At 69.4% G+C, this 23,513-nt stretch carries 23 protein-coding genes; 7 read left to right on the forward strand and 16 right to left on the reverse strand.

Going from position 1 to position 23,513, the window contains the following annotated elements; translation table 11 throughout:
- Positions 1-11: 11 nt before the first annotated feature.
- Positions 12-842 (forward strand): acyl-CoA thioesterase domain-containing protein, encoded by an 831-nt coding sequence (locus tag G6N49_RS23115; protein ID WP_011557481.1) that lies wholly within the window; start codon positions 12-14, stop codon positions 840-842.
- On the opposite strand, the gene G6N49_RS23120 is transcribed toward G6N49_RS23115, so the two are convergent.
- The 6 genes from G6N49_RS23120 to G6N49_RS23145 form a co-directional block, all read right to left on the reverse strand.
- Entirely contained in the window at positions 823-1,302 is a 480-nt protein-coding gene (locus tag G6N49_RS23120) for a nitroreductase family deazaflavin-dependent oxidoreductase (protein ID WP_011854164.1), read from the reverse strand. The genes G6N49_RS23115 and G6N49_RS23120 overlap by 20 nt on opposite strands.
- Positions 1,299-1,808 carry a pyridoxamine 5'-phosphate oxidase family protein gene (locus G6N49_RS23125; RefSeq protein ID WP_011557479.1) on the reverse strand — a complete coding sequence of 170 codons (510 nt, stop codon included), beginning with the start codon at positions 1,806-1,808 and terminating at the stop codon, positions 1,299-1,301. The genes G6N49_RS23120 and G6N49_RS23125 overlap by 4 nt, the downstream gene beginning before the upstream one ends.
- Before the next feature lie 60 nt (positions 1,809-1,868).
- Positions 1,869-2,843: an FHA domain-containing protein gene (locus tag G6N49_RS23130; protein WP_235679569.1), complete on the reverse strand. Its 975-nt coding sequence runs from the start codon at positions 2,841-2,843 to the stop codon at positions 1,869-1,871.
- Positions 2,844-3,002: 159 nt separating this feature from the next.
- Positions 3,003-4,160, reverse strand: coding sequence for a hypothetical protein (locus G6N49_RS23135; RefSeq protein ID WP_011854162.1), 1,158 nt, complete (start codon positions 4,158-4,160; stop codon positions 3,003-3,005).
- A 1-nt stretch (position 4,161) separates the two neighbouring features.
- Entirely contained in the window at positions 4,162-6,651 is a 2,490-nt protein-coding gene (locus G6N49_RS23140) for a GAP1-N2 domain-containing protein (protein ID WP_011854161.1), read from the reverse strand.
- Positions 6,648-8,648, reverse strand: coding sequence for a SaeA-related protein (locus tag G6N49_RS23145; RefSeq protein ID WP_011854160.1), 2,001 nt, complete (start codon positions 8,646-8,648; stop codon positions 6,648-6,650). The genes G6N49_RS23140 and G6N49_RS23145 overlap by 4 nt, the downstream gene beginning before the upstream one ends.
- A gap of 192 nt (positions 8,649-8,840) precedes the next feature.
- On the opposite strand from G6N49_RS23145, the gene G6N49_RS23150 reads away from it, so the two are divergent.
- Together G6N49_RS23150 and modA are read left to right on the forward strand one after the other, a co-directional pair.
- A complete protein-coding gene (locus G6N49_RS23150; RefSeq protein WP_011854159.1) occupies positions 8,841-9,245 on the forward strand; it encodes a TOBE domain-containing protein in 405 nt (134 codons plus the stop codon).
- Positions 9,242-9,982 carry a molybdate ABC transporter substrate-binding protein gene (modA, locus tag G6N49_RS23155; protein ID WP_011854158.1) on the forward strand — a complete coding sequence of 247 codons (741 nt, stop codon included), beginning with the start codon at positions 9,242-9,244 and terminating at the stop codon, positions 9,980-9,982. Before G6N49_RS23150 ends, modA begins: the two co-directional genes overlap by 4 nt.
- Positions 9,983-10,005: 23 nt before the next feature.
- Here modA and G6N49_RS23160 read toward each other — a convergent pair whose 3' ends face one another.
- The 6 genes from G6N49_RS23160 to G6N49_RS23185 are packed head-to-tail and all read right to left on the reverse strand — an operon-like array spanning position 10,006 to position 16,085.
- Positions 10,006-10,818: an SDR family NAD(P)-dependent oxidoreductase gene (locus tag G6N49_RS23160; RefSeq protein WP_011854157.1), complete on the reverse strand. Its 813-nt coding sequence runs from the start codon at positions 10,816-10,818 to the stop codon at positions 10,006-10,008.
- The gene (locus tag G6N49_RS23165) at positions 10,815-11,222 is read right to left on the reverse strand and encodes a nuclear transport factor 2 family protein (RefSeq protein ID WP_011854156.1); all 408 of its coding nucleotides are present in this window, start codon (positions 11,220-11,222) and stop codon (positions 10,815-10,817) included. Before G6N49_RS23165 ends, G6N49_RS23160 begins: the two co-directional genes overlap by 4 nt.
- Positions 11,219-11,635 (reverse strand): Zn-ribbon domain-containing OB-fold protein, encoded by a 417-nt coding sequence (locus G6N49_RS23170; RefSeq protein ID WP_011854155.1) that lies wholly within the window; start codon positions 11,633-11,635, stop codon positions 11,219-11,221. Before G6N49_RS23170 ends, G6N49_RS23165 begins: the two co-directional genes overlap by 4 nt.
- Before the next feature lie 4 nt (positions 11,636-11,639).
- The gene (locus G6N49_RS23175; RefSeq protein ID WP_011854154.1) at positions 11,640-12,848 is read right to left on the reverse strand and encodes a thiolase family protein; all 1,209 of its coding nucleotides are present in this window, start codon (positions 12,846-12,848) and stop codon (positions 11,640-11,642) included.
- A 13-nt stretch (positions 12,849-12,861) separates the two neighbouring features.
- On the reverse strand, positions 12,862-15,078 hold the full coding sequence (locus G6N49_RS23180; protein WP_011854153.1) for an acyl-CoA dehydrogenase family protein: 2,217 nt from the start codon (positions 15,076-15,078) through the stop codon (positions 12,862-12,864).
- Positions 15,078-16,085, reverse strand: coding sequence for an NAD-dependent epimerase/dehydratase family protein (locus G6N49_RS23185; RefSeq protein ID WP_011854152.1), 1,008 nt, complete (start codon positions 16,083-16,085; stop codon positions 15,078-15,080). The genes G6N49_RS23180 and G6N49_RS23185 overlap by 1 nt, the downstream gene beginning before the upstream one ends.
- Before the next feature lie 73 nt (positions 16,086-16,158).
- Here G6N49_RS23185 and G6N49_RS23190 point away from each other — a divergent pair, with 73 nt between their 5' ends.
- Positions 16,159-16,734 (forward strand): TetR/AcrR family transcriptional regulator, encoded by a 576-nt coding sequence (locus G6N49_RS23190; protein WP_011854151.1) that lies wholly within the window; start codon positions 16,159-16,161, stop codon positions 16,732-16,734.
- A 50-nt stretch (positions 16,735-16,784) separates the two neighbouring features.
- Here the strand turns inward: G6N49_RS23190 and G6N49_RS23195 are convergent, their stop codons facing one another.
- Positions 16,785-17,222, reverse strand: coding sequence for a hypothetical protein (locus G6N49_RS23195; RefSeq protein ID WP_179967785.1), 438 nt, complete (start codon positions 17,220-17,222; stop codon positions 16,785-16,787).
- 154 nt (positions 17,223-17,376) lie between these two features.
- Between G6N49_RS23195 and G6N49_RS23200 the strand changes: the two genes are divergently transcribed.
- On the forward strand, positions 17,377-18,936 hold the full coding sequence (locus G6N49_RS23200) for a protein kinase family protein (protein ID WP_179967786.1): 1,560 nt from the start codon (positions 17,377-17,379) through the stop codon (positions 18,934-18,936).
- Between the two features lie 104 nt (positions 18,937-19,040).
- Positions 19,041-20,069, forward strand: coding sequence for an alpha/beta fold hydrolase (locus G6N49_RS23205; protein ID WP_011557464.1), 1,029 nt, complete (start codon positions 19,041-19,043; stop codon positions 20,067-20,069).
- A 24-nt stretch (positions 20,070-20,093) separates the two neighbouring features.
- Here the strand turns inward: G6N49_RS23205 and G6N49_RS23210 are convergent, their stop codons facing one another.
- Both G6N49_RS23210 and G6N49_RS23215 read right to left on the reverse strand, forming a co-directional pair.
- Positions 20,094-20,930 carry a hypothetical protein gene (locus G6N49_RS23210; RefSeq protein ID WP_235679570.1) on the reverse strand — a complete coding sequence of 279 codons (837 nt, stop codon included), beginning with the start codon at positions 20,928-20,930 and terminating at the stop codon, positions 20,094-20,096.
- A gap of 296 nt (positions 20,931-21,226) precedes the next feature.
- Positions 21,227-21,832, reverse strand: coding sequence for a TetR/AcrR family transcriptional regulator (locus G6N49_RS23215; protein ID WP_011557462.1), 606 nt, complete (start codon positions 21,830-21,832; stop codon positions 21,227-21,229).
- Positions 21,833-21,916: 84 nt separating this feature from the next.
- Between G6N49_RS23215 and G6N49_RS23220 the strand changes: the two genes are divergently transcribed.
- The gene (locus G6N49_RS23220; RefSeq protein ID WP_011854148.1) at positions 21,917-22,936 is read left to right on the forward strand and encodes an aldo/keto reductase; all 1,020 of its coding nucleotides are present in this window, start codon (positions 21,917-21,919) and stop codon (positions 22,934-22,936) included.
- Positions 22,937-23,148: 212 nt separating this feature from the next.
- On the opposite strand, the gene G6N49_RS23225 is transcribed toward G6N49_RS23220, so the two are convergent.
- Positions 23,149-23,355 (reverse strand): hypothetical protein, encoded by a 207-nt coding sequence (locus tag G6N49_RS23225; RefSeq protein WP_041924946.1) that lies wholly within the window; start codon positions 23,353-23,355, stop codon positions 23,149-23,151.
- Positions 23,356-23,513: the final 158 nt, after the last annotated feature.

The following is a 23,513-nucleotide window of genomic DNA, read 5'->3' on the forward strand; positions in this document are numbered from 1 at the left end:
GGGTCAGCGCGGTGAGTACGACCCGACCTTCCGCGCCGGCGTTCTTCGTCCCCGAGGGGGACACCTTCATCCCGACCGGGATCGCCCGTGGCCCCTGGGGTGAGACGGTGAGCGGCACCTACGTCGGCGGGCTCCTCGGGCACGTGGTCGAACGCGATACCGACGCCGATCCCGAGGTCGCGCCGGCCCGGCTCACGGTCGACCTGTTGCGGCCGGTCGCGATGGCGCCGGTGCACACCCGGTCGACGGTGGTGCGCCGTGGCCGACGGCTATGGCTCGCCGACGCCGAACTGGTCCAGGCCGGCACCGTCGTCGCCCGGGCGAGTGCCCTGCTCCTGCGTCGCGGCCCCGAACCGCCCGACGACGCCTGGACCAGCCCGGTGAACATGCCGCCGCTGCCGCCGGACCCCACCGAGATCGGCACCCGCACGACCGTGCTGTGGGTGTTCGGCGGTGCGGACCCCTCCACCCCCACCGCCGACCTCAGCGGGTGGCAGCAGAGCGGTCCGAAATCGGTGTGGGTTCGCGAGATCACGCCGCTGATCGACGGGGTGACGCTGACGCCGTTCGTCCGGGCGGCGATCGCCGGCGACTACGCCAGCTCGCTGACCAACTTCGGGTCCACCGGCCTGCCGTTCATCAACGCCGACTACACGGTCTCGCTGAGTCGGCTGCCCGACGGCCCGCACCTGGGCCTCGCGGCGCTCACCCATCACGCCTGCGACGGCGTCTCCACCGGCGTGGCGACCCTGTTCGACCATCGGGGTCCGATCGGCAACGCCACTGTCACCGCGCTCGCCAACCCGGGTTTCACACCGGGGCTCAGCGCGGCTGCAGGATGATGACCGGGATCTCGCGCTCCGTCCAGCTCTGATAGGTGTCGAAGTCGGCGTAGAGCTCGACCAGCGCGGGCCACAACCGGGCCCGCTGCTCGGCGTCGGCGACGACGGCCTTCACCGGGCGGCGTTCGGAACCGATCTCGGCGAACACGTCCGGACCGGCGATCAGGTTGCGGTACCACTGCGGGTGTTCCTTGCGGCCGCCCTGCGACGCCACGATCACCACGTCGGCGCCGTCGCGCAGATACAGCAGCGGCGTGACGAAGACCTTGCCCGATTTACGGCCGCGATGTTCGAGCAGCATGGTGGGCACGGGTTTACGGAACCCGGCGCCGACGCGCCACTTGCCCCCGATCCGCCCGCCGGTGCGGCGATACACCCACACGTGCGCCTTACCCACGTACTTGAAGATCGTCGGCAGCAGTGGGGAGTCCAGCTGCTTGGGCCGATCGGGCGCGGTCACTGCTCGCCCAGATACTGTGCGGTGCTGCCGCTCAGCGGCATGTCGGGCATCCCGAGCTTGCGGTGATCCCAGCTCCGTGTCCGCTCGGGCACCACCCGCACCGCGATCCGGTTGTGCATCATCTGGTCGACGAACGGTTTCATATCGTCGCTGTAGGGCCCGGTGTAGCGCTCCCACACGCTGATCCCCACGCGCAGAAGCAGATCCGGATCGGAGTCGACGATCTCGGCGCGGCCGTCGATGGAGACCCCGCGCAGCGTGTTATAGGTCAGCCCGTCCTCGATCATCACCGTCACCGTCGGATCCCGGCGCAGGTTGACCGCCTTCTGCGATTTGGCCTTCGTCTCGAACCAGATCTCTCCGTCGAGTACGGCGTACCACATCGCCACAAGATGTGGCCGACCGCTGGGCAGCAGCGTGGCCAGCGTCGCGGTGCGACTATGGTCGATGAATTCGGCGATCTCGGGGTCGGACATCACGATCTTCGCCCGTTCGTTCTTGCCCACGGTGTATGCCTATCAGGCCGACGCGGCCGCCGTCACAGGAGTCCTCGTGTTCAGCATTGTTCAGCCGGCGGCCAGTCGGCGTACCAGGGCTTCGAGTGCGGCGGCATCGGCGTCGGCGACGAACTGGCCGTCCTCGGCGTCGGTGACGGCCTCGACGCTCACCCCGGCCGCATCGGCGGCCTCCTCGACGGTCAGCTCGGCGGAACGCCGCGCGGCGTAGAGCCGTCGGCTCAACGGCGCACCCGGCGCCTGCGCCGCCCGCGTCATCACGCCGTTGTAGGTGCGGCGGATGTCTCTGAGCACGACGGCGCCGTCCGGACGCCGGGTCGTCTTGCCCGCGTTGCGCACCATCTTCTCCAGACCGCGCAGATCGAACAGCACTGTCTCGACATACTCGTCGTACGCCGCATCGTGCGGCGCCGGCGCCCGGTCGATCCGGGCCTTCACATTGCCCAGTCCGATACTCGCGGCGTCGACCATCACCGCCATTTGCACTGTGTCGGAAAGGATTTCAGTACTCTCGTCCTCGGGTGCCGGGCTGCCGGCGCGCACCGCCGCGATGGTGCCCGGCTCCCACCCGAGGTGCACCTCGAGGCGCGCCCGCGCATCGTCGGGCGGCCACACCCGGCCTGCCTCGAAGTCGGCCAGGGTCTGCGGGTCGATGACCCCTTCGGCCGACAGCCGGCGCCGGGTGAATCCGAGCTCTTCGCGACGGTCCTCGACGGCCGCACCGGCGCGGGCGACGCCCGCCTCGATCTCCTCCGGATCGGTCGCGTGGTCGACGGCCAGGGTGACCACGAGCCCTTCGGCGTGCCCCAACCGGACGGTCACCGTATCGCGGACGCCGACCGATTCCACGCGCTCGCCGTCGACGAACACACCGGTGGTGCCGCCGGCATCACCGATCACCCAGTGGTCGCCATCGACGGCGATCTGGGCGTGGACGGGCGAGACCCGCGGATCGTCGGCACGGATCTGCGCCAGCAGGTCGCGGCCGATCAGGACCGGCGCGTCGCCCGGCGTGACGGTGCACAAGACGTCTCCGCACCGGATCCGCAGGGCCGGAACGGTTTCGCCAGCGCCCTGCACCATGGACCTCCCCCGCGATCAGTTCGCTCTGCGATGCTAGCCAATCGCGGGGCCGTTCAGGGCGGATGCGGTTCGTCCGGTGCCGGGCCGTAATCGACGGACCCGTCACAGAACCCCGTAGGGTGCGGTCACCCACCGCACCGGGTCGACGGTCCGGAACGGCGCGATCCCCCGCGAGTGCAACCGGTTCCCGCTCGGGGGCGCACCGAGCGCGGAGACCGCGAAATATCGGTGGGGCAACCGCATCCCGGTGGACGGGTTCTCCACCGCCGCGACGATGGCCCCGCCGTGCAACCGGGTGAGCAGGCTGCGCACCTCTTCGTGCAACAGCTGGCCGTCGGACTCGTCGTACTGTGGGGTGTCTGACGGATCCCGCAGATACGCCGCCCCCGCGTTCGACATGATCAGGCTCCACTCGGAGCCCTCGACGTCGCGCAGCACCCGCAGCGCGTCGAACTTCGACACGATCACCGCGAGCTTCGGCTGCGCGGCCCCGACGGCGTGCAACACGTTGTTCAGCACCGCGCGCGGATCGCCACCGCTGAACGCCTGCGCCGGGAGCAGATCGTGGAGCTGGTCACGAATACCCTTGATACGCAACGGGTCGAACATGAAGAACACCGCGTCGGCGTTGGCGAAGAACCGGAACGGCGGGGTGTACAGATCGCCGGACTCCAGATCCTCCCCCGCCACGTCACGCAACACCAGGTAGCGCCGCACGCCGTGCCACACGCCGATCCCGTAGATCAGCGGCTCGCGTTGATGGGACGCCTGGGTCTGCACGGTCGGGGTCGGCGGCACCAGACCGCGCTGGACGTAGAGCGGGGTCTCGTAGTTCATCGTGTAGGCCACCGCGGTCGCCCGGGTGGCCGGCTGCATGGACACCCCGAGGTGTTCGCACAGCAGCTCGAGTTGCTTGACCAGCACGCCGATGTAGAGGCTCTTACCCGTGGCGCGGGCGCCCGCCATCGCGATGCACACGGCGTGGCCGTTGCGCCAGTCGTCGGGGAGGATGAAGTGGCAGGCCAGGCAGATCTCCACGGCCGGACCCTGGAGCGCCTGGCTGGCTTCGGACAGCGGTGGCGGCGGTCCGGTGTAGCCGGGTGGGCGGGCCCAGGTGTAGAGCGCGCCCGAATCGGCCGGGGCCCCGAGATACGACGAGGCGAGGTCGTCCCGGTAGCGGGTCCCGCCGGCGTGCGGCGGAAGTGTCCACAGGTACTGGTTCGGATCCAGCACCGAAAAGCACCGCGGGCATTTCGTCACGTCAACGGCTCCAGCGGGTTCGGGCGATCGGCGCGGTCGGCGCCTCCGGGCGGCGGGCCAGCAGTTTCAGCACGGTCTTGCGGTGCCGGCGGACGGCACCGTCGTTGGGTTCGCCGGTCAGCCGGGCCATCGTGGCGGCGACCACGCCGATATCGATCGACTCGGGCCTGCGGGTGGCCATGACATGCCGCGCGCCCTGCCAGATCAGCTCCTCGATCCCGTCGGTGACCGCCGCCGGATCGTCGCCGTTGTGCGCGAAGCGCAGCGCCGCCACCGCCAGCACCGACATGGCGTTGAGGACATAGCCGTCGAGCAGTGCGGCCAGCTGCCCGAAGGCGTCCGCGGCCACCCGCGGTTCGGCCGTCAGGAGCGCGCTCGACGGTGGATAGGGCTGCCCGGCCGCGAGGGCGATGGCGGCGAACGTCACCAGGCGCACCGCGAAATCGCGGTGGACGGCGTCGGTGCCGGTCGACTCGAGCGCGCGTTCCCACAGCGGCGCATAGGCGGACTGGTGGCTAGCCGCGTAACCCTGTTCGATCCAGCCGCGCGGATCGAAGATCCGCACCGCCGCACACGCCACCGCGACGTCGTCGTTGTTGGCGCGCAGCACCGTCTGGGCCAGCCGCTCCAGCGCCGCCGACGGGGGCGCCCCCGCCAGCGTGCGGACCGCCGCCGCACCCGGGAGGGCCGAATCCCCCACGGCGGCAAGCAGTTCGTCGGGGTGCCACACCGAACTGCCTGCCACCTCCTCGAACCGCTCCGAGCCGCTGACCCGCAGCCACCACAGGCTCGCCCAGCGGTCCGCCTGATCGACAGCACCGCGCTGCACCGTCCGCGCACCCCGCAGCGCCGCCGCGGTCCACACCGGATCCCCCGGCCGGGCTTCCCGCAGGTCGTGCGGCGCCGGGGCGCGCACACCCTCGGCCAACCAGTCGAAGACATCGCCGTTGACCGCGGTCGCGTCGCCGTCCTGCAGCAGCGTGGCCGCCAACGCCAGTCGGGTCGGTGCGCCGAGGCTCTCGCGCAACGCTTCCAGCAGGGCCGGTGCGGCCTCGGAATCCATCAGCTTCGGGGCCACCTCGGTGCGGAGGGCGGCACTCACCCGGTCGTCGTCGATCCCCGAGCGCAGCAGGAGGTCCGCCAAACGCGCCACCCGGTGCGCACCGCCGGCCTGCGCGGCCGCCAGGGCGGGTCCGAGGGACTCGCGTAGTTCCCTTGGCGGCGGGCGTCTTTCGGAATCGCGTTCGCGGGCCGGGATCCGCCCCGGTCGGCTCAGCCAATCCTCGTCGGCCACCGCGCGGCACAGATACGTCACGTCGGCCAGATCGGCCGCCGGTCCGTCGACGGTGTCCTGCACCGCTTTCCATGCGTCGGCGGTGCTGGTGCCCAATGCGTTGCGCATCACCTCCGCGACGGTGCGGGCGGTCACAGAATCGCTCGCGGCACGCGGCGAATGCGCGGCGATCACCGCGTACGCCTCGGTGAGCGCGTCGGCGAATTCGTCCCGATGGGCCACCGACATCGCCAGCGGCCAGGCCGGATGCAGGCCGGCGTCGGCGACCTGCGCGGCGTAATGGTCGATGTCGTCGAGGACCGACCGTGCCCCTTCGGCGTCGAGCAGCACCACCTGCGCCATCGCCGACCACGGCGTGACGGTGATGGCCCGTCCGTCGGCGGTGCGGTGCGGTTCGTGGTCGAGTTCCCCGAGCGACAGGGTCGCGTGTTCGCTGATCGCGACGACGTCGTCGGGGACGTGCTCGAGATCATCGACGGGCACCGCCGTCAGATGCTGGCCGCTCTGTCGGGCCAGGGTCAGTTGGTCGGCGCGGTCGAATGTCGAGAAATGCAGGCGGGCAGCGGTTCCCGCCGACATCAGGAAGCTGACCAGCCCGATCCACTGGGCGGCCGAATCCGCCGATTCCACGCCCAATACGACCGGCGGGCCGCCGTCCAGCGCGGCCGCGACGGCGTCGAGCAGTCCGAACAGGGTCGCCAGCCGCCAGGCGTCCGGATCGAGCGCGAACCGCACGACGCTGTCCTTGGTCACCGCCGTGCCGGGGGCGGGTGGCGTACCGGGCAGCGCGGCCGCGCCCACGGCGAGCGGACCGTACGGACACAGCCAGCCGTCGGACCGCCACCACTGGATGGGCCGGTCGGCGCCGTCACCCGCGGCCCGGTCGAGAAGTGCGTGGGCGAACACGTTTCCGGGGCGGCCGGTGCTGTCCGACCCGGACGGCACGGTGTGCCAGTACCCGGCGCGCCTGCGGTCGAGGCGGCCGTAGGCGAGCCGGCGCGGGCCGCGGTCGAGTTGTTCGGGGGTCGGGTAGGCGGGTAACGGTTGCGCGGGCCGGAAGACGGTACGCACCCCGGAGGTCAGGGCGTGCACCTCGTCGGGAGACAGGTCCGCCGAGGTCTCCTTGACCTGCCAGCCGCCCATGTGCGCGGCGGTGTCGAACGAGGTGTAGGTCAATTGCCCGTAGCGCCCGGTCATGTCACCGCCGGAGTCAGCCGCAGATGCTCCACCGGCGGGTCGAGCAGGGCGATCAGCCGCAGACTGGCCGGCGAGGGCGTGCTGACGAACAGGCGGATCCAGCCCTGCCGGTTGCGGACGTTCGCGGCCCACAGTTCGCTTCCGCCGGTCGTGGTCAGCTGCGACCACCGCAGTTCCTTGGCGGGCGGGGCGGCGAGCTGGCCCTGTTCGTTGAGCGGTGCCACGTCGACCAGCTCACCGTCGTGCACGCTCAACGGGATTCGGGTCGGATTGTTGACCAACACGAACGCCGGCGAGCCGGGCAGGTCGTACTCGGAGCGGACCGCGATCGTCGCGGTGAACGGCCGCCCGTCGGCGTCGCGGCCGACCCGCACGGCGTATTGCAACCGCAGCAGGCCCTGGTAGTCGATGCTGGCGATCGCGCCCATGACGCGGCGCCCGCCGGTGAAGGCGATCGGCGCGAGGTGCAGCGAGCAGCCGTGCACCGGGAGTGGACCCGAAAGCTGCAGACCGCCGTACTTCTCGTACTCCTCGAGGGTGATCTCGTAGGTGTGCCCGCCGAGCCCGTTGCGCGGATCGTGGCCCGGCGGCGCGAGATACACGACGACGGAGGCGGCGCCGTCGGGCCAGTCGAAGGTCAGCACCTGTTTGTTGCAGTACTCCGCGAGTTCGATGTCGCGGATCACCCCGGTCCGCACCGTCGAGAACGTCTTGCCCAGCATGGCGCGACCGCCGATCAGCGTGACCGGGGTGAAGTAGGCGCGGCTCCACTGGTCCGGCCAGGCGACGCCGGGCATCGCGGTGCGGACACGGCCGTCCTCGTCACGCTCTTCGGTGACCGGTTGCGCCAGACGCAGTTCCGGCGGAAGCCCGACCTGGTCGAGCGCATCCTCGGGCAACTCGTCGGCCTCGGCGCCGGCACTCGGACCGGTCGGCGTGCGGTAGACGACCACGCGTCCCCCCGGTGGGGTGGTCCAGGCGAGGTCGAGGACGGTGGCGTCCGCGGTGCTTCCGGTGATCGTCAGATCCGTGACCGGCGCCAGCACCGCCGACACGTCCACACCGGACTCGGCGGCCTCCGACAGCCGCAACACGCCGCCGACGGGTGCCGCGCAGCGCACGCGGTAGACGTAGCGGTATCCGCGTTCGACGTCGATGTCGACGAACCCGGCGAGGTTGTCCTGTCCGGCGAGGATCCGGTACTGGGGTCCGTCGCGGTGCGCCTCGCCTGCGGGCATCCGGTACACGTAGACCGCGCTGATCCCGGGCGGGACGGTGTAGCGGCCGACCACCCGGCCGGAGTCCTCCTGCAACGCGAGGTCGGTGATCCGGCCGATCAGCACCCCGGCGGCGTGCAGCACCGGTTGCGCCGCCAGCGCTTCGGCCCGGGTGGCGCCGAGGTTCGCCCACACCTGGAAGTGGCGCACCGCGGCGACCGGTGGGCGGTCGTCGGTCGCGGACGTCGTGGTGGTCACCGTGAGCGGGTCACCGGTGTCCGGCGAGCGGGGCGCGGCGTCTTCTCCGCTGACCACCCGGTAGACGACGGTCTGGCCCGCGGCGTCGATCGGCGGCCAGCGCAGTTCGAGCGCTCCGGTGTCGCGGCGGCGGTGCAGCGTCACGCTGTGTGCGGCGGCGCCGGGCCCGTCACCTTCGTACGGCGCGAAATGGTCTCCCTGCGTCGCTGATTCGTACAGCGGTTCCCCAACCGGGTCGTCCCCACGGTGGCGCCCGGCCGGGGTGATCTCCTCCTCTGATCCGCCGGGTCGGGCGGGCAGCTCCGCCAGGACACGCGCCATGTCGTCGGCGTGTTCGGCGACGGACCCGGGCAGCATGGCCCGGATCTGCTCGACGTCGGTGCGCCCGGAGCGCAGCACGAGGCGCAGATGCGCCTCTTTGAAGCTGCGGGCCGACACCGCGCCGGAGTCGATGAGCCGTTGGCGCCATTCCAGCAGCGCGCCGAGGCGCGGATCGTCGTCCGCCTGCGGGTGTTCGGTCACCGCAACGGACCTCTTGTCACGACGCCACCCCCGCTTGTGTGCATTGCGTCAGATTCCACCACCAAGGACAGCAAATTATCCACCGATACGGCTGAAGACGGCGGGGCAGCCACCGATCACGTACCCGCGTCTCCGCGTCTGCGGGTCAAGGAGGTCGAAATGACCGCGCATGCGGTTGTTAGCATTGCGCGCATGCCGAAGATCCGGGTCCGCCAGGCCGCCGAGTTGCTGGGCGTCAGCGACGACACCGTCCGACGGTGGATCGACGACGGCAGCCTCGCCGCATCGGCCGACGCGTCCGGACGCAAGGTCGTCGACGGCGCCGAACTGGCCGCTTTCGCCCGCGGAAACCCCGCGACCGCACCGAAGGATCCGCTCGGCACCCCCAGTTCGGCCCGCAACCGATTCGCGGGTCTGGTCACCGACGTCGTCAGCGACACCGTCATGTCGCAGGTCGAGATGCAGTGCGGACCCTTCACGGTGGTGTCGCTGATGAGCACCGCCGCGGTGCGCGAGCTGGGACTCGAACCGGGCAGTGTGGCCGTGGCCGTCGTAAAGGCCACCACGGTCATCGTCGAGACGCCGGCGCAGCCGTGACCCGGTTCGCCCTCACCCTCCTACTGGTCGTCGTACTCGGTGGGTGTGGCGCACAACGGGATCCGTCGACCCTGACGGTCTTCGCCGCCGCGTCGCTGCGTACGTCATTCGCCGAGATCGCCGAGCAGTTCGAACGCGGCCACCCGGGGATGGACGTCGAGTTCTCGTTCGCCGGCTCATCGGATCTGGTCACCCAGCTCACCCAGGGCGCGTACGCCGACGTCTTCGCCTCGGCCGACCACCGCAACATGGACCGCGCCGCCGAGGCCGGCCTACTGGACGGCGCACCGGTCGACTTCGCGGCGAACACGCTGACCATCGCCGTCACGCCGGGCAACCCGAAGGGAATCCGGTCGCTGCGCGACCTGTCCGATCCGGAGGTGCGCGTCGTCCTCTGCGCCCCCCAGGTGCCGTGCGGCCACGCCGCTTCCGCCGTCGAGGAGGCGGCCGGGGTGGATCTGCGCCCGGTCAGTGAGGAGTCGTCGGTCACCGACGTCCTCAACAAGGTGACCAGCGGCCAGGCCGACGCCGGGCTGGTGTACGTCACCGACGCGCGCGACGCCGGAGAGCGGGTCACGGCGGTGCCATTTCCCGAGTCCGCGCGGGCGGTCAACACCTACCCGATCGCGGTGCTGAAGGAGTCGCAGAACGCCACCGGCGCACGGCAGTTCCTGGCGGCAGTGACCGGCACGGCGGGGCAGACGGTGTTGCGCCGCAACGGTTTCGCTGCGCCCTGAGGCTGTTTCGCTGCGCCCTGAGGCTACGGCCCCATCGCGTCGCGGGACGCCTCGACGATGAACCGCACCGCATCGCTGCGGCTGATCGACCCCATCATCTGGGTGGCGGCGCGCAGATCTTCCCCGACGATCCAGGTGGGTCCGTTGGCGAGGTTGTCGAAGGCCTCGGAGACGACGTCTGCGACCGGGACGGCGCCGGGCGGCGTCTGCTCCGTCGAGGCGATCTGACCGCGACGGTGTTCCAGGGTCCGCAGTGCGGGGGTGTCGGTCTTGCCGAGGATCAGACCGAGCACGTCGACGCCCGTATCGTGCAGTTCGGCCCACAGGGCTTCGGCGAACACCATGTCGAACGCCTTGGTGGCGGCGTAGGCCACCATGTTCGGGCCGCCGGCCAGTCCGGCGCCCGACCCGAAGATCACGATGCCGCCGCGCCCGCGTGCGGCCATCGCCGGCGCGAAATGGTGGCACAGCCGCATCGGCGCCACACAGTTGCGCTGCACCATCGCCTCGGCGGCTTCGATCGGTTGCGCGAGGAACGGTTCGAACGCCGGGTCAGCGCCCGCGCAGTACACCAGGAACCCGATTTCGAGGTCGTCGGTGGCGTCGGCGACGGCGCCGGTGGCGGCTGGATCGGTGAGGTCGATTGCCAGCGTGCGAGTTTCGACGCCCGTGCGGTCGCGGATGCCCGCGGCCACGTCGTCGAGCACGGACTGCCTGCGGGCCAGCAGCACCACGTTGACGCCGTTCTCGGCGATCCGCTCGGCGAAGGCGGCGCCCAGACCGTCGGATGCGCCGGCCACCACGGCCCACGGGCCGTACTTCTGCGCGAACGTCACGACTGTCCTCCGACGGGGCTGACCCGGACGGTGGTGAACCGGCGCCGCGCGATGCGCCACCCGGCCGGGGTCCGGACCAGTTCGTCGTCGTAGAACCCGACGGCGTTCACGCCGGAAGCGTTGTCCGGGGCGAAGATCAGTGCGTCGACGTACGCGCGGGCGCGGGCGCTGTCACCGTCGACGTCGATGGCGAAGTTCGTCAGCCGGTGCAGGGTGTGACCGGCCATCGCGTGCGCCTGGTCCATGAACTCGGTGACCGCGTCGACGCCGTCGAAGGTGCCGATGTCGCCGTAGTCGAGGGCGCAGTCGTCGGTGAACACGGTCCGGAACAGCGGCCAGTCGCGGCGGTCGATGCCGGTGGCGTAGCGGATCAGGACGTCGGCGATGTCGTCGCGGTCGGTCATGCGACGTCCGGTTCGTAGCGCAGCATCGTGACGTCGTGGTCGGGGTAGTCGAAGAACACCGGGCGTACCCGCATCCCGACCCGGATGTCCTCCGGTGCGACGTTGACCAACTCGGTCGAAAAGCGCGGCCCCTCATCCCATTCGACGACCGCGGTGAGCAGCGGGACGGCATCGGCGAAGTGCGGTCCCACCGGGCGGCGGGCGACGGTGTAGGAGTACAGCGTGCCGAGGCCGGAGATCTCGCGCCACTCGAGGTCATCGGCCAGGGTGCGGGGCGCCCGCACCCGCGGGTAGAACACGTAGGCATCCGACGACGGTGAGTACTGGATGCGGATCTTGTGTTCGGCCAGCGCATCCCAGAAGGGTGCGGAGGTCGGCGTCTTGACCGGCATCGGCCGTTCGAAGGTGGTCATCGGGTCAGTCACCTTCCAGGATGAGGGTGGTCTGTTCGGACAGGATGCCGCCGTTGCCCGAGACGAACGCCCGGTTGCAGTCCGCCACCTGGGCGGCGCCGGCGCGGCCCATGATCTGGCGGGTGGCGTCACACACGTGGTGCATGCCGCCGGCGAGGCCGGCCTGGCCGAACCCGAGTTGTCCGCCCGCGGTGTTGAGCGGGAAGTCGCCGCGGAACGTCAGGTCGTGGTCGCTGACGAACGCCATCCCCTTGCCCTTCTCGCAGAACCCGGCGTCCTCGAGGCTCAGCAGCACGGTGATGGTGTAGCAGTCGTAGATCGACACCATGTCCATATCGGCGCGGCCCAGGCCCGTCATCGCGAACGCGGTGTCGGCGGCCTTCGTGATCGGTGTCTGCAGCAGATCGCGGGCGTAGGTGGGGGTCTTGAACGGGACGTGCTCGCCGAAACCCTTGATCCACACCGGCCGTCGCTTGGCGCGCCTGGCAATGTCGGCGCTCGCGACCACGACCGCCGCCCCGCCGACACACGGCATCACGATCTCGAGCATGTGCAGCGGATCGGCGATCACGGGGCTGGCGAGAACGTCTTCGATGGTGAGCGGTTTGTCCTTCCACACCGCACCCTCGGTGTGGTTGGCGTTGACCCGTTGGTCGACGACGATCTTGGCCATCGCCCGCTCGTCGTAGCCGTAGACGGCCGCGTAGCGCTGGGCGACCTGACCGTAGGGACCGTTCTGACCGAGGTTGCCGTAGGGGATCTCGAATTCGGCCTGCGGAGAACCGAACCGGTTGCTCGACGATCCGAAGAACATCGCGTCGACGAGCGGTGCGGGCTTCTTGTCCGACGTCGGGGTCAGATACCGCGCGGGCAGTGCGCACAGCACCACGTCGCACAGCCCGAGTTCGATCGCCGCCGCCGCCCGCCAGACCATCCCGGCCGCGCTGGCGCCGCCGAGGTCGAGGATCTCGGCGAAATTGGCGTCCACCCCGAGGTATTCGGCCACCGTCGACGGGACGAAGATCTCGGACTCCCCGATGTGCGAGGTGACGATGCCGTTCACCGATTCGGCGGGCAGACCCGCGTCCTCGAGCGCGGCCGCACTGAGCTCCGCCCACTGTTCGAGGAGGAACGGTGCCGGGCCGGCCTTGTTCAGCCGCTCCGGCGGCAACTCGACATAGCCGACGATCGCCGCCTCACCACGCAATCCCATCCGTGTCTCCCTGTCATCCACGAGGTAGCCCGAGCACCATCTGGGCGATGATGTTGAGCTGGATCTCCCTGGTGCCGCCGCCGACGAGTTCGGCCGGCAGGTGCAGGTACGGCTGCACCACCGGCGGATCGGTGTCCTCGAGCAGCGCGGTCTCACCGGTCAACCGAAGGGTGGCCTCGAACGTGCGCCGCAGCATGGCCGCGGTGGCGACCTTCGCGATGCTCGATGCCGGCCCGGCGTGCTGACCGTCGAGCAGCCGCAGCGTCTCGCGCACACCCAGCGCCTTGATCGATCCGGCGTAGGCGTCGATGTCGCCCAGCGCGCGCAGCGCCGCGTCCTGGTCGGGTCCGGGCGTGCGGGCCAGGGCGCGCAGCGCCACCGCCCGGTCGTTGTGCACGTAGTTGCCGATGGCCACCCGCTCCTGTGCCATCGTGGCGATGGCCAGATTCCAGCCGCCGGTCGGTTCGCCGAGCAACATCTCGTCGGGCACGAAGACGTCGGTGAGGAACACCTCGTTGAAGTGCGCGTCTCCGGTCACCTGCCGGATGGGTTGCACCTCAACACCTTCGGAGCTCATGTCGACGACGAAGTAGCCGATGCCGCGATGCTTGCGGGCGTCGGGATCGGTGCGGGCGAGCAGCGCGCCGAAGTGCGCGTGCTGCGCCGACGAGGTCCAGATCTTGTGGCCGTTGATCTTCCAGCCGCCGTCCACCCTGGTGGCCCGGGTGGTCAGCGACGCCAGATCGGATCCGGCCGACGGTTCGCTGAACAGCTGGCACCAGGCCGTCTCACCGCGCAGGGTCGGGGGGATGAGGCGGTCGCGCACCTCCTGCCCGGCCGCGCTGATCAGCGAGGGGACGATCCATTCGGCGATGCCGAGTGACGGGCGGGTCAGGGCCGGCCGGGCCGCGAACTCCTCGTCGATGATCAACTGCTGCAGTGGTGTGGCGTCGAGTCCCCAGGGCGCCGGGTAGTGCGGGGCGATCAGACCTGCTTCGGCGATGGCGGTGCGCTGGGGGCCGGTCGCGAACTGGTCGTAGTCGCCCTGCGGGCGGGGTCCGTCGTTGGGCAGTGTCGACGCGCGGTCCAGGACGTCGCTTACGCGGGCCCGGAACTCGGGGTCGGCGTCACCGAGTCGCACGGTGACGTCCCTGGCGGTGGTCCGGGTGAGCTCACCGAGTCGCCTGCTCCACCGCGTCGCCGGACCGAGCGACGCCGCCAGCGCCGTGGCGCGCCGCCAGTAGAGGTGCAGGTCGTGTTCCCAGGTGAAACCGATGGCGCCGAACATCGTCAGGGTGTCCAGGACGAGGTCGGGGGCGGGCGCGGCCGCCATCAGGACGGCGGTCGCCGCGGCGATCACGTGCTGCTCGGCGGGTTCGTCGGCGGAGCGCACCGCGTCCCATGCGGCGGCGGTGGCAAGTTCGCTGCTGATCAGCAGGTCCGCGGCGCGGTGCTGCAACGCCTGGAACGTGCCGATCGGTTTGCCGAATTGTTCACGGGTGCGCAGATGTTCGGTGACGGCGTCGACGCACCACCGGATGGTGCCCGCCGACGCGGACGCCGTCAGCGCCGCGACGGTGCACCGGGCGCGCTCGGTGTCGATCCCGGTCAGCCTGGCCCCGGACGCCACCCGGTGCCCGTCGAACCGGACGCGGGCCACGTCGGTGGTGAGGTCGGTCCCCCGCTCGCATTCGGTCACCGCGGCGTCGGCGTCGGCGACGAACCAGATCAGTCCGCCGTCCTCGGTGTGTGCCGCGGCCAGCAGCAGGCGTGCGGCGCGCAGGCCGAGCACCACCGGGGAGACACCCGAGACCTCCCACCCGTCGGGTGTCGATACCGCCTGCAGTGCAGCGTCATTGGGGAGGATGACGGCCGCGGTCGTGCCGCCCGCGAGGTCGCGTAGCAGCGATTCGGACGTGGCCGTGTCGGCGAGCAGCGCGACGGCGCCCGTGGCCACCGTGGACAGCAGCGGGCCGGGCAGCATCGCCTGCGCGGCCGCCTCGACCACACAGGCGGTGTCGACCAGATCCCCGCCCTGCCCGCCCACGCGCTCGGGCAGGTGGACGGCGTGGAATCCGGCGGACACCAGGTCATCCCACCAGGTCGGGACGTTGCCGGCGGCCAGGTCGTCGAAGGCCTGGCGGGTCTTCTCGACCGGGGCGTGGCGGGCGGCGAACTCGCGCACCGCGTCGGAGAGCGCCCGCTGTTCCGGGGTCAGGGCGATCGGCATCAGCGGCGGTCCTCGGCGGGTCGGCGGCGGTTGCCGACGAAGAACTCCGCGGCCTCGGCGAGGGCATCCGTCGTGGGTGCCGGACGCCATCCGAGTTCGCGTTCGGCCTTGGAATGGTCCATCGGCGACATGATGTGCATGAGCCGGATGGTCAGCGGCGTGAGCCGGGTGTCGCGGCGGCGCAGGCGGGCCAGCCACGCGCTGGGCACCGCGGCGGCGGCCAGCGCCCGGATCGGCACACCGCGCTGTGGCGGTGTCACTCCGACTGCGGCGCAAGCGGTCTGGTAGATCTCACGGGCGGTCATGAACCGTTCGGAGACGATGTAGCGCTCCCCCGGTCGTCCGCGTTCGCCGGCCAGGATGAGGGCATCGGCCGCGTCGCGCACACCGACCACCTCGGCCTGGGCGCCGTCGATGTAGAACGGCAGCTTCCCGCGCACCGCGGCGGCGACGAGTCCGCCGTGCGGTGTCGGCAGCCAGTCGTCGGGGCCATAGGTGTTGGACACGCACATCGCCACCGCGGGTAGGGCCCGTTCGCGGTGGTATCGCAGCACCAGGTTTTCGGCGGCGACGCGGGTCCGGACGTACTCGCCCGCCCGGTCGAGCCAGTTGTGGGACAGCTCCTCGGTCGCCGGGCCGGAGTCGGCGATACCGATCGTGGCGATGGAACTGGTGAACACGAAGCGGTACAGGTCGGCGTCGGCGACGACGTCGAGTACCCGTTGCAGCCCTTCGACGTTGGTGCGCCACAGCGGTGCCGGGTCCCGCAGCCATGCGCGGGCGTCGACCACGCAGTAGCAGACGACGTCGCAGCCCGCCACCGCGGCGCGCACGGCGTCGTCGTCGAAGATGTCGCCGTAGTGGCGTTCGACGGGCAGTCCGTCGATGCCGCGGGTCGAGCTGGTGTGGCGGATGAGCACGCGTACGTCGTCGCCGCGCTCGACCAGTCGGCGCGTGACGTGGGAGCCCAGGAACCCGCTGGCCCCGATGACGAGCTTCTTCCCCACGGAACTCCTGCTCTTCGAGACGAGACGGTTCGTCTCGTCTGTGGCAGACTACGGGGCGATGACCCAGCCCGCAATGCCCGACGGGGTGACTGCTGCGCCACGGCGGCGCAGTGAGAAGTCGCGGGTGGCGATCATCGCCGCCACGCGCGAGTTGCTGTTGCAGCGGGGCTTCGACGGGCTGAGCATCGAGGCGGTCGCTGCCCGCGCCGGGGTGGGTAAGCAGACGATCTACCGCTGGTGGCCGAGTCGGCCCGCGCTGGTCGCCGACGTGCTGCTCGAGGATGCGCACGAGATCCTGCTGCCGGTGCGAGACTCCGGGAATCTGGTGGCCGACGTGGTGTCGTGGATCGGCAAGCTGGCGGCAACGCTGACCAGCCCGCGAGGCAATGCGATGTTGCGGATCCTCACCGTCGCGTCGATGGAACACGAGGACACCGCCGCGCGGCTGCGGGCGGGTTTCGGTGACCCACTGCATGTCTCGGTGCGCGACCGGCTGTTGGCCGCGGGGGTCGATGCGCCGACTGCGGAGTCGGCGGCCGAGGCGATCGTGGGTGGCGTCGTGTACGCGATTCAGCGCGAGGGCTGTGCGTACTCACGGTCCCGCGCACAGCGGACCGCTCGGTTGGTCGTCGAGAACCTGGCGAACTGACAGAGGCCGGGTCGTGGCGCGACCCGGCCCCTGCGGTTGTTCGTTCGTGGTTACCCGATGCAGCCGACGGCGGGGATACAGCCCTCGACCCCGTCCGGGCCGACAGAGCCGCTGGGTCCGCCGGGGATGGCGCCGCTGGCGCCGCCGGGACCGGCCTCACCCACCGGACCACCCGGGATCGCAGCGCTGGCGCCACCCGGACCGGCCTCACCGACCGGACCACCCGGGATCGCACCCGCCGCGCCCTCAGGGCCTGCAGCGCCGCTGGGTCCGCCCGGAATGGCGCCCGCGGCGCCGTCCGGACCCGCGACACCACCGGGACCGCCGGGGATGGCGGCGCATGCGGTGCCGTCGGCGGCCACGCACGGCGGCGGCTGGTTTACGAAACTTCCTGTGCTACCGAATGCCGCCGGGGCCAGCGCGATCGCACTTGCGGCGACGCCTGCGAACAACGCGGGGGCGGCGGCTTTACTCAATTTGTTTCGCATGACTAAGGCTTTGCCGCCGTCACTGATCTTCAAACCACCCCGATTGGTGACGCGTTCGACATCGCCTCGGTCGGCCGGTTACGGTTTGGCGCAGGCCCGCCGCGGCTATGCCCGTCCGGAAGACGGATGCGTTGAGCTGACGAGGTGCTGGACTGTGACGACTATCGAGCATCAGGATCCGGGGGCTTCGGCGGAGCGGCCGACGCAACCGCTTCCTGCCCCGGGACGCGCGCTCAATCCCGCGACCACCCAGGTACCCGGATGCATCGTCGGCGGTCGCTATCGGCTTCTCGTCTGTCACGGCACCTCCGGGGTGCTCGAATTCTGGCAGGCCGTCGACCTGGCCGCGGGTCGCGCGGTGGCGGTGACGCTGGTGGATCCGCGCTCGAACCTGCCGATCGAATGGGTCAACGAAATTCTGTCGCTCACCGTCCGACTGCGCGGGGTCGACGCACCTGGTATCGCGACGATCCTGGACGTCCTCCATACCGGGCAATGCGGTGTCGTCGTGGCGGATTGGGTGGCCGGGGGCAGTCTGCGGGAAGTGGCGGACACCGACCCTGCGCCGGAAGCCGCCGCCGCAGCGCTGGAATCGCTCGCCATGGCCGCCGAGGCCTCACATCGCGCCGGTATGCACCTGAGTATCGACGATCCGGCACGCGTCCGGATCAGTTCGGACGCCCGCGCGGTGCTGGCGTTCCCGGCGACCCTGCCCGACGGCGCACCGCACACCGACTTGCGCGGTATCGGTGGTTGCCTCTACGCGCTGCTCGCGAAATGTTGGCCCGAAGACGTGTCGGAACCCGCGCAGTTGGCCGAGTTGCGACCTGGGACACCGTATTTGGTGTCGGCGACGGCCTCCGGTCTGGTGCGGCCCGAACCCGGGATCACGAGTGCCGCGACAGTTCTGACGATGCTTCGGCAGGCCGCGCGCGACGGCCGCGACGACGGTGCCGACATCCGCGTCCTGCCGCCGCTGGATCCACCGCCGCCGGGGGCGTATGCCGCGTTCCGCAACTTCGGACCGGACGAACAGGCGCAGGAAGCCCGCAAGAGCGTGCTGCGCGCGACGATCGGCGCCGCCGCGGCGGTCGTCACGGCGGGTGTGGTGATGCTGGGCTCGAGCGTCAACGAGGTGTTGCAGGCTCCTGACGAGACCCCGGCGATGGATGCCGGGCAACTGGGCTTGCAGGACGGCCCGACGTCGGTCGCACCGAAGGTCCCCGAGGAGACGGTCAAGGCTGCCGCGGCGGATGCGCCGGTCAAGCCGGTGAGGGCGGAGGTGTTCTCGACCGACGGCAGGCCGGACAACCCCGGGGAAGCGGGTCGCGTGATCGACGGCGACCCAGCCACCGCGTGGTCGACAGACCGGTACTACGACGCCGATCCCTTCCCCGAGTTCAAGGAGGGGCTGGGGTTGATGCTGGAGTTGCCGGCTCCGACGACGCTCGGATCGGTCGAGGTCGATCTCGGGAGCACCGGTACGGTCGTGCAGGTTCGGTCGGCGCCCGGACAGTCCCCCGCCGCGCTCGGCGACACCACGGAGATCAGCGCGCCCACGCCGATGCAGCCGGGCCGCAACACCATTGCGGTGCGCAGCCGTGAACCGGTCAAGCACGTCCTCGTGTGGGTGAGCACCCTGGGCAGCACCGACGGCCGCAATCAAGCCGCGGTCTCCGAGATCACGCTGCATCCGCCCGCGCCGCCGGCGTAGCGGTTTGCCCGACGCCAACGGCTCTGCTTCGTTACGCTCCGGTCAGCCAGCGCATTTCGGTTGCCGGCCATGGTGGTGCATGCGACGAGGAAGAGGCCGTTTTGATGGATGAGTTCCCGCAGGACTACGAAATCTTCGACCTCGGCGACGTGACGCTGCAGCACGGCGCCACGCTGCGCGACGCCAAGCTCGCGTACAAGACCTATGGCGAGCTGAATGCCGACAAGACCAACGCCATCGTCTATCCGACCTGGTACTCCGGACGCCATTGGGACAACGAGTGGCTGATCGGCGAGGGTATGGCGCTAGACCCGACCAAGTACTTCATCATCGTCCCGAACATGCTCGGCAACGGGCTCTCGTCGTCACCGTCGAACACACCGCCGCCGTACGACGCCGCACGATTCCCGCACGTGACCTTCTACGACCAGGTCGAGCAGCAGCACAAGCTCGTCACGTCGTTCGGGATCGAGACCCTTCCACTCGTCACGGGCTGGTCCATGGGTGCCGGGCAGACCTACCAGTGGGCCGTCAGTTATCCGGACATGGTGCAGCGCGCGCTGCCGTTCTGCGGCTCGTCGAAGACCAGTGAACACAACATCGTGTTCCTCGAAGGCGTCAAGTCGGCGCTCACCGCCGACGCCGCTTTCAAGGAGGGCTGGTACACCGAGAAGCCGACCAAGGGGCTGCGTGCGGCCGCCCGCGTCTACGCCGGGTGGGGTTTCTCGCAGGCGTTCTACTGGCAGCAGGAGTACAAGAAGATGGGCTACTCCTCACTCGAGGACTTCCTCGTGGGCTTCTGGGAGGGCTTCTTCCTCGACCGCCGCGATCCGAACAATCTGTTGGCGATGCTGTGGACCTGGCAGAACGGCAACGTCGGCGCCACCCCCGGCCGGGGGTTCGACGGCGACCAGGTCGCGGCGCTCAAGACCATCAAGGCGAAGATGATCGTGGCGCCGGCCGAGAAGGACCTGTACTTCCCGCCGGAGGACGAGGAGTTCGCCGTCAGCCACATCCCCAACGCCGAATTGCGCGTCATCCCAGGCATTTACGGGCATTTCGCCGGCGGGGACGCGAACCCCGCCGACAACCAGTTCATCGACGCCGCCCTCAAGGATCTGCTGGCGCGCTGAGTACCGCGGCGGACCGCTGCGTGATCAGGACTGGCCGTCGCGTGCCTGTTCGATCTGATACTTGATCTCCCGGTAGGCCTGCACTCGGGCCATCACGGCGTCCACCGCGGAGTCCTCGGGTGTGGTGTTCGGCGCGGCCCCGATGCCGTACAGCATGGCGCTCAGCTTCGCGTGCAGTTCCGCGCGCTGCTCCGCGACCCGCGCATCCTCGCGTTCGGTGCGTAGCGACTTGTCGATGAGTTGGGCTTCTACCGCGCACTTGCCGACCAGCTCGACGCGCTCGATCGCGGTGCGTTCGAGATTGGCGGCGGTGGTCTTCGCCTCGGCGAGGATCACGCGGTCCTCGGCACTCGGTTTGTCCAGTGCGGACAGCTTGCCCGCCACGCCGCGTAGGGCGTGCGCCTTCTGGAAGTTCTCGGTGATCCCCCGGATGTCGGCGGTGAAGTCGACGTCACCCAGCCAGCCTGCGCGGGCGGCTTCGGAGCCGGCGATCTGTTTCACCGCTCGTAGGGCGGATTCGACCAGCGCCGCATTCGCTTTACCGAGGGTGTCGATACGCCGTTGCTTCTCCGTGCGCGCCCGCTCTTCACGCTCCCGCTTCGCGGCAGCCGCTCGCGCTGCCTGCTCCGCGCGTTCGCGTTCCGCCGCCTCTGCACGGCTCTTCTCCACCGCCTCGAAAATGCGGTAGGCGACCCAGCCGAGCACGATCACCGCGACGCCGATGCCGATGGCGATCCAGACGGGTTTGGGCACCATGGCGATGAGCACGATGACGAAGAAGATGGCGCCACCGATGGCGCCGGATCCGTCGGATGAACGCTTGCTACCCATCCCGAGCCCCCACTCACTGCGTTGGCCCATTCTAGCTACGGGTACCGACAGGCTGATGGCTTCGTGCCTGCGCCGGCGAACGAGCGAGCAGGGCCCAGAATCCCGTCGCGTGAGGGGTCCCAGGCAGTCAACCAGGTAGCGAAGGTCACTGAAAGGTGCCTTTACACAGAGGTTTTCTGACATGGATAGTTTGCCTCACTAGACGGCTGCGGGCGGTCACCGAGTGCGCGCGTGCGCGGTTTCGCTAACCCCGGCGATCTGGATCGGACGGCCTTCGGCGGTAGTCCCGACCGTCACTTCCTACGCCGCGACCTGTGGCGATGCGATCACCCGGAGGCCAGCAAACCCTCAAGGAAGATCTTCGTCATGCGTTCGTTGAAGGACGACGTTTCGCCGGGCACCGGTTGGCACATGAGCGCAATCGTGGTCAGCACGTCGCGTGCCGACACGGTGTCGCGGTTTCGAACGTTCAGAGGTACCCGTTCGAGTAGCGAATCCAGGACCGGCTCAAGACGGTCCAGCAGAGTGTCGGCCAGGCCGGTGTAGGCAGGATCTCCGGAATGCAGCGCGTTCGCGAGGCCGTGTTTGGTGCGCACAAACTCCGCGAATCGGCTGACCCAGGCCACCAACGCATCGCGGGGTTCCATGCGTGCGGTCAACTCATGCGCTGCCTCGATGCAGTCATCGATCTCGCGCTCGATGACAGCGAGGATGAGATCGGATCTGCGTGGGAAGTGGCGGTAAAGCGTCCCCACGCCCACACCGGCCAGGTCGGTGATGGTTCTAGCGGGAACATCGACACCGCTGTCCGCAAAGGTTGTCTTCGCTGCCTCCAGGATCGAGAGGACGTTGCGTTGAGCGTCAAGGCGTTGGCGGCGCCCCGTGTTGATGCTGGCGTTGGTCACGCCTGCGCGCTCGGGTCGACCTGCCATGGCCTCTAGCTTAATGGAACATCGTTCCGTATATTACCGGAAAGAGGTTCCAGATACTGTTCGACCTTGAGACGGAGGCACACGATGAGATACCGAACCCTCGGACGGACTGGAATACAGGTGAGCGCCATCGGCCTCGGCGCGATGATGTTCGCCACCCGCATGGGCAACTCGAAACAGGAATCAGTCGATGTCATTCATCGCGCGCTCGATGCTGGCATCAACCTGATCGACACCGCCGACGCTTATGAAGACTCCGAAGACATCGTCGGTCATGCGCTCAAGGGCCGCCGCGACGACGTCGTCCTGGCCACCAAGTTCGGTAGGCCCGTGGACGACAACCCCAACCATCGAGGCGCGTCGCGCCGCTGGATCGTTGCTGCAGTGGAGAACTCGCTACGCCGACTGCAGACCGACTACATCGACATCTACCAACTGCATCGCTCCGATCCCGACACCGACCTCGAAGAAACCCTGTCGGCTTTGACAGACCTGGTCCGCAGCGGGAAGATCCGTGCCTTCGGAACCTCCACCCTTCCTGCCTCAAATCTTGTGCAGGCGCAGTGGATTGCCGAGCGGCACGGATACGAGCGACCGCACACTGAGCAACCGCCGTACTCAATCCTCAATCGCGGCATTGAACGCGAAGTGCTACCTATAGCCCAGCAGTACGGCCTAGGTGTCCTCGTATGGGGACCACTGGGGCAAGGCATGCTCACCGGGCGTGTGCGTCGCGGTCACGACAACGACGTCATTCGCGCCCAGCTGCTCTCCTCGTTTCACGACCAACGCCGTCTAGATGCAGTCGAGCGCCTGATTCCCGTTGCCGCGCAGGCCGGCCTGAGCATGCCGCACCTGGCTATGGCGTTCACCATCGCCCATCCCGGCGTGACGGGCGCGCTGCTCGGCGCGCGGACCATGAGCCACCTTGATGATCTACTCACCGGCACCGACACCGTCCTCGGCGACGACGTTCTCGACGAGATAGACGACATCGTGCCCCCAGGCACCGACGCTGGGCCCCTGGACCAAGACCACACCCCGCCTGCCATACAAAAGGCCGCACTTCGTCGCCGCCCGCTCGCTGAGCGCGCGGCCGCATAGTCTCGGACCCCGCACGCGAAGCGTTCAGCAAACTCTAGCGATTTCCACACGTGACATGACCGCGCCGTCCGTATCAACGAGACTCAATAGGAAGGGTTGGCGCGTCTCGTATCGAGTCCAAAGTGCTGCCGCCGTTCACGGCTGCCGGACGTCGATGAGGTGCCCGCAGCAGAGGCAGACCAGCTCGTGACGCTCCTCGGTCGTGATTTGGATCAAGGCCGGCCACACGAGGAGTTTCGCGGCATCCGGCGGTTTTGGATCCGAAACTGGATCGCCACTCGCTTGTCGTAGTCGGGCCCGATGGCCCCGGCAAGAGCGACGTCGTCGACGCCATCGACTTCGCGTTGACCGATACCGTCGCCGCCGAAGCGGTGCGGGCCGGAGGAGTCAACTTGATCGAGCACCGACTGCACGTGCACGCCCTACAACTCCTCGGTGCCCCGAGAGGGCGGCCCCCGGCCGGATCAGATGCGCTTCAACGATTATGGCGACCCACGCGACGTCGTCCCCAGCGCAGCGTGGAGTCGTACTGCCGCCCCACCCTCGCCAAACACAGAGGTCACGAACCCGTATGAGT

The sequence above is a fragment of the Mycolicibacterium monacense genome, assembly GCF_010731575.1.
Lineage (GTDB): Bacteria > Actinomycetota > Actinomycetes > Mycobacteriales > Mycobacteriaceae > Mycobacterium > Mycobacterium monacense.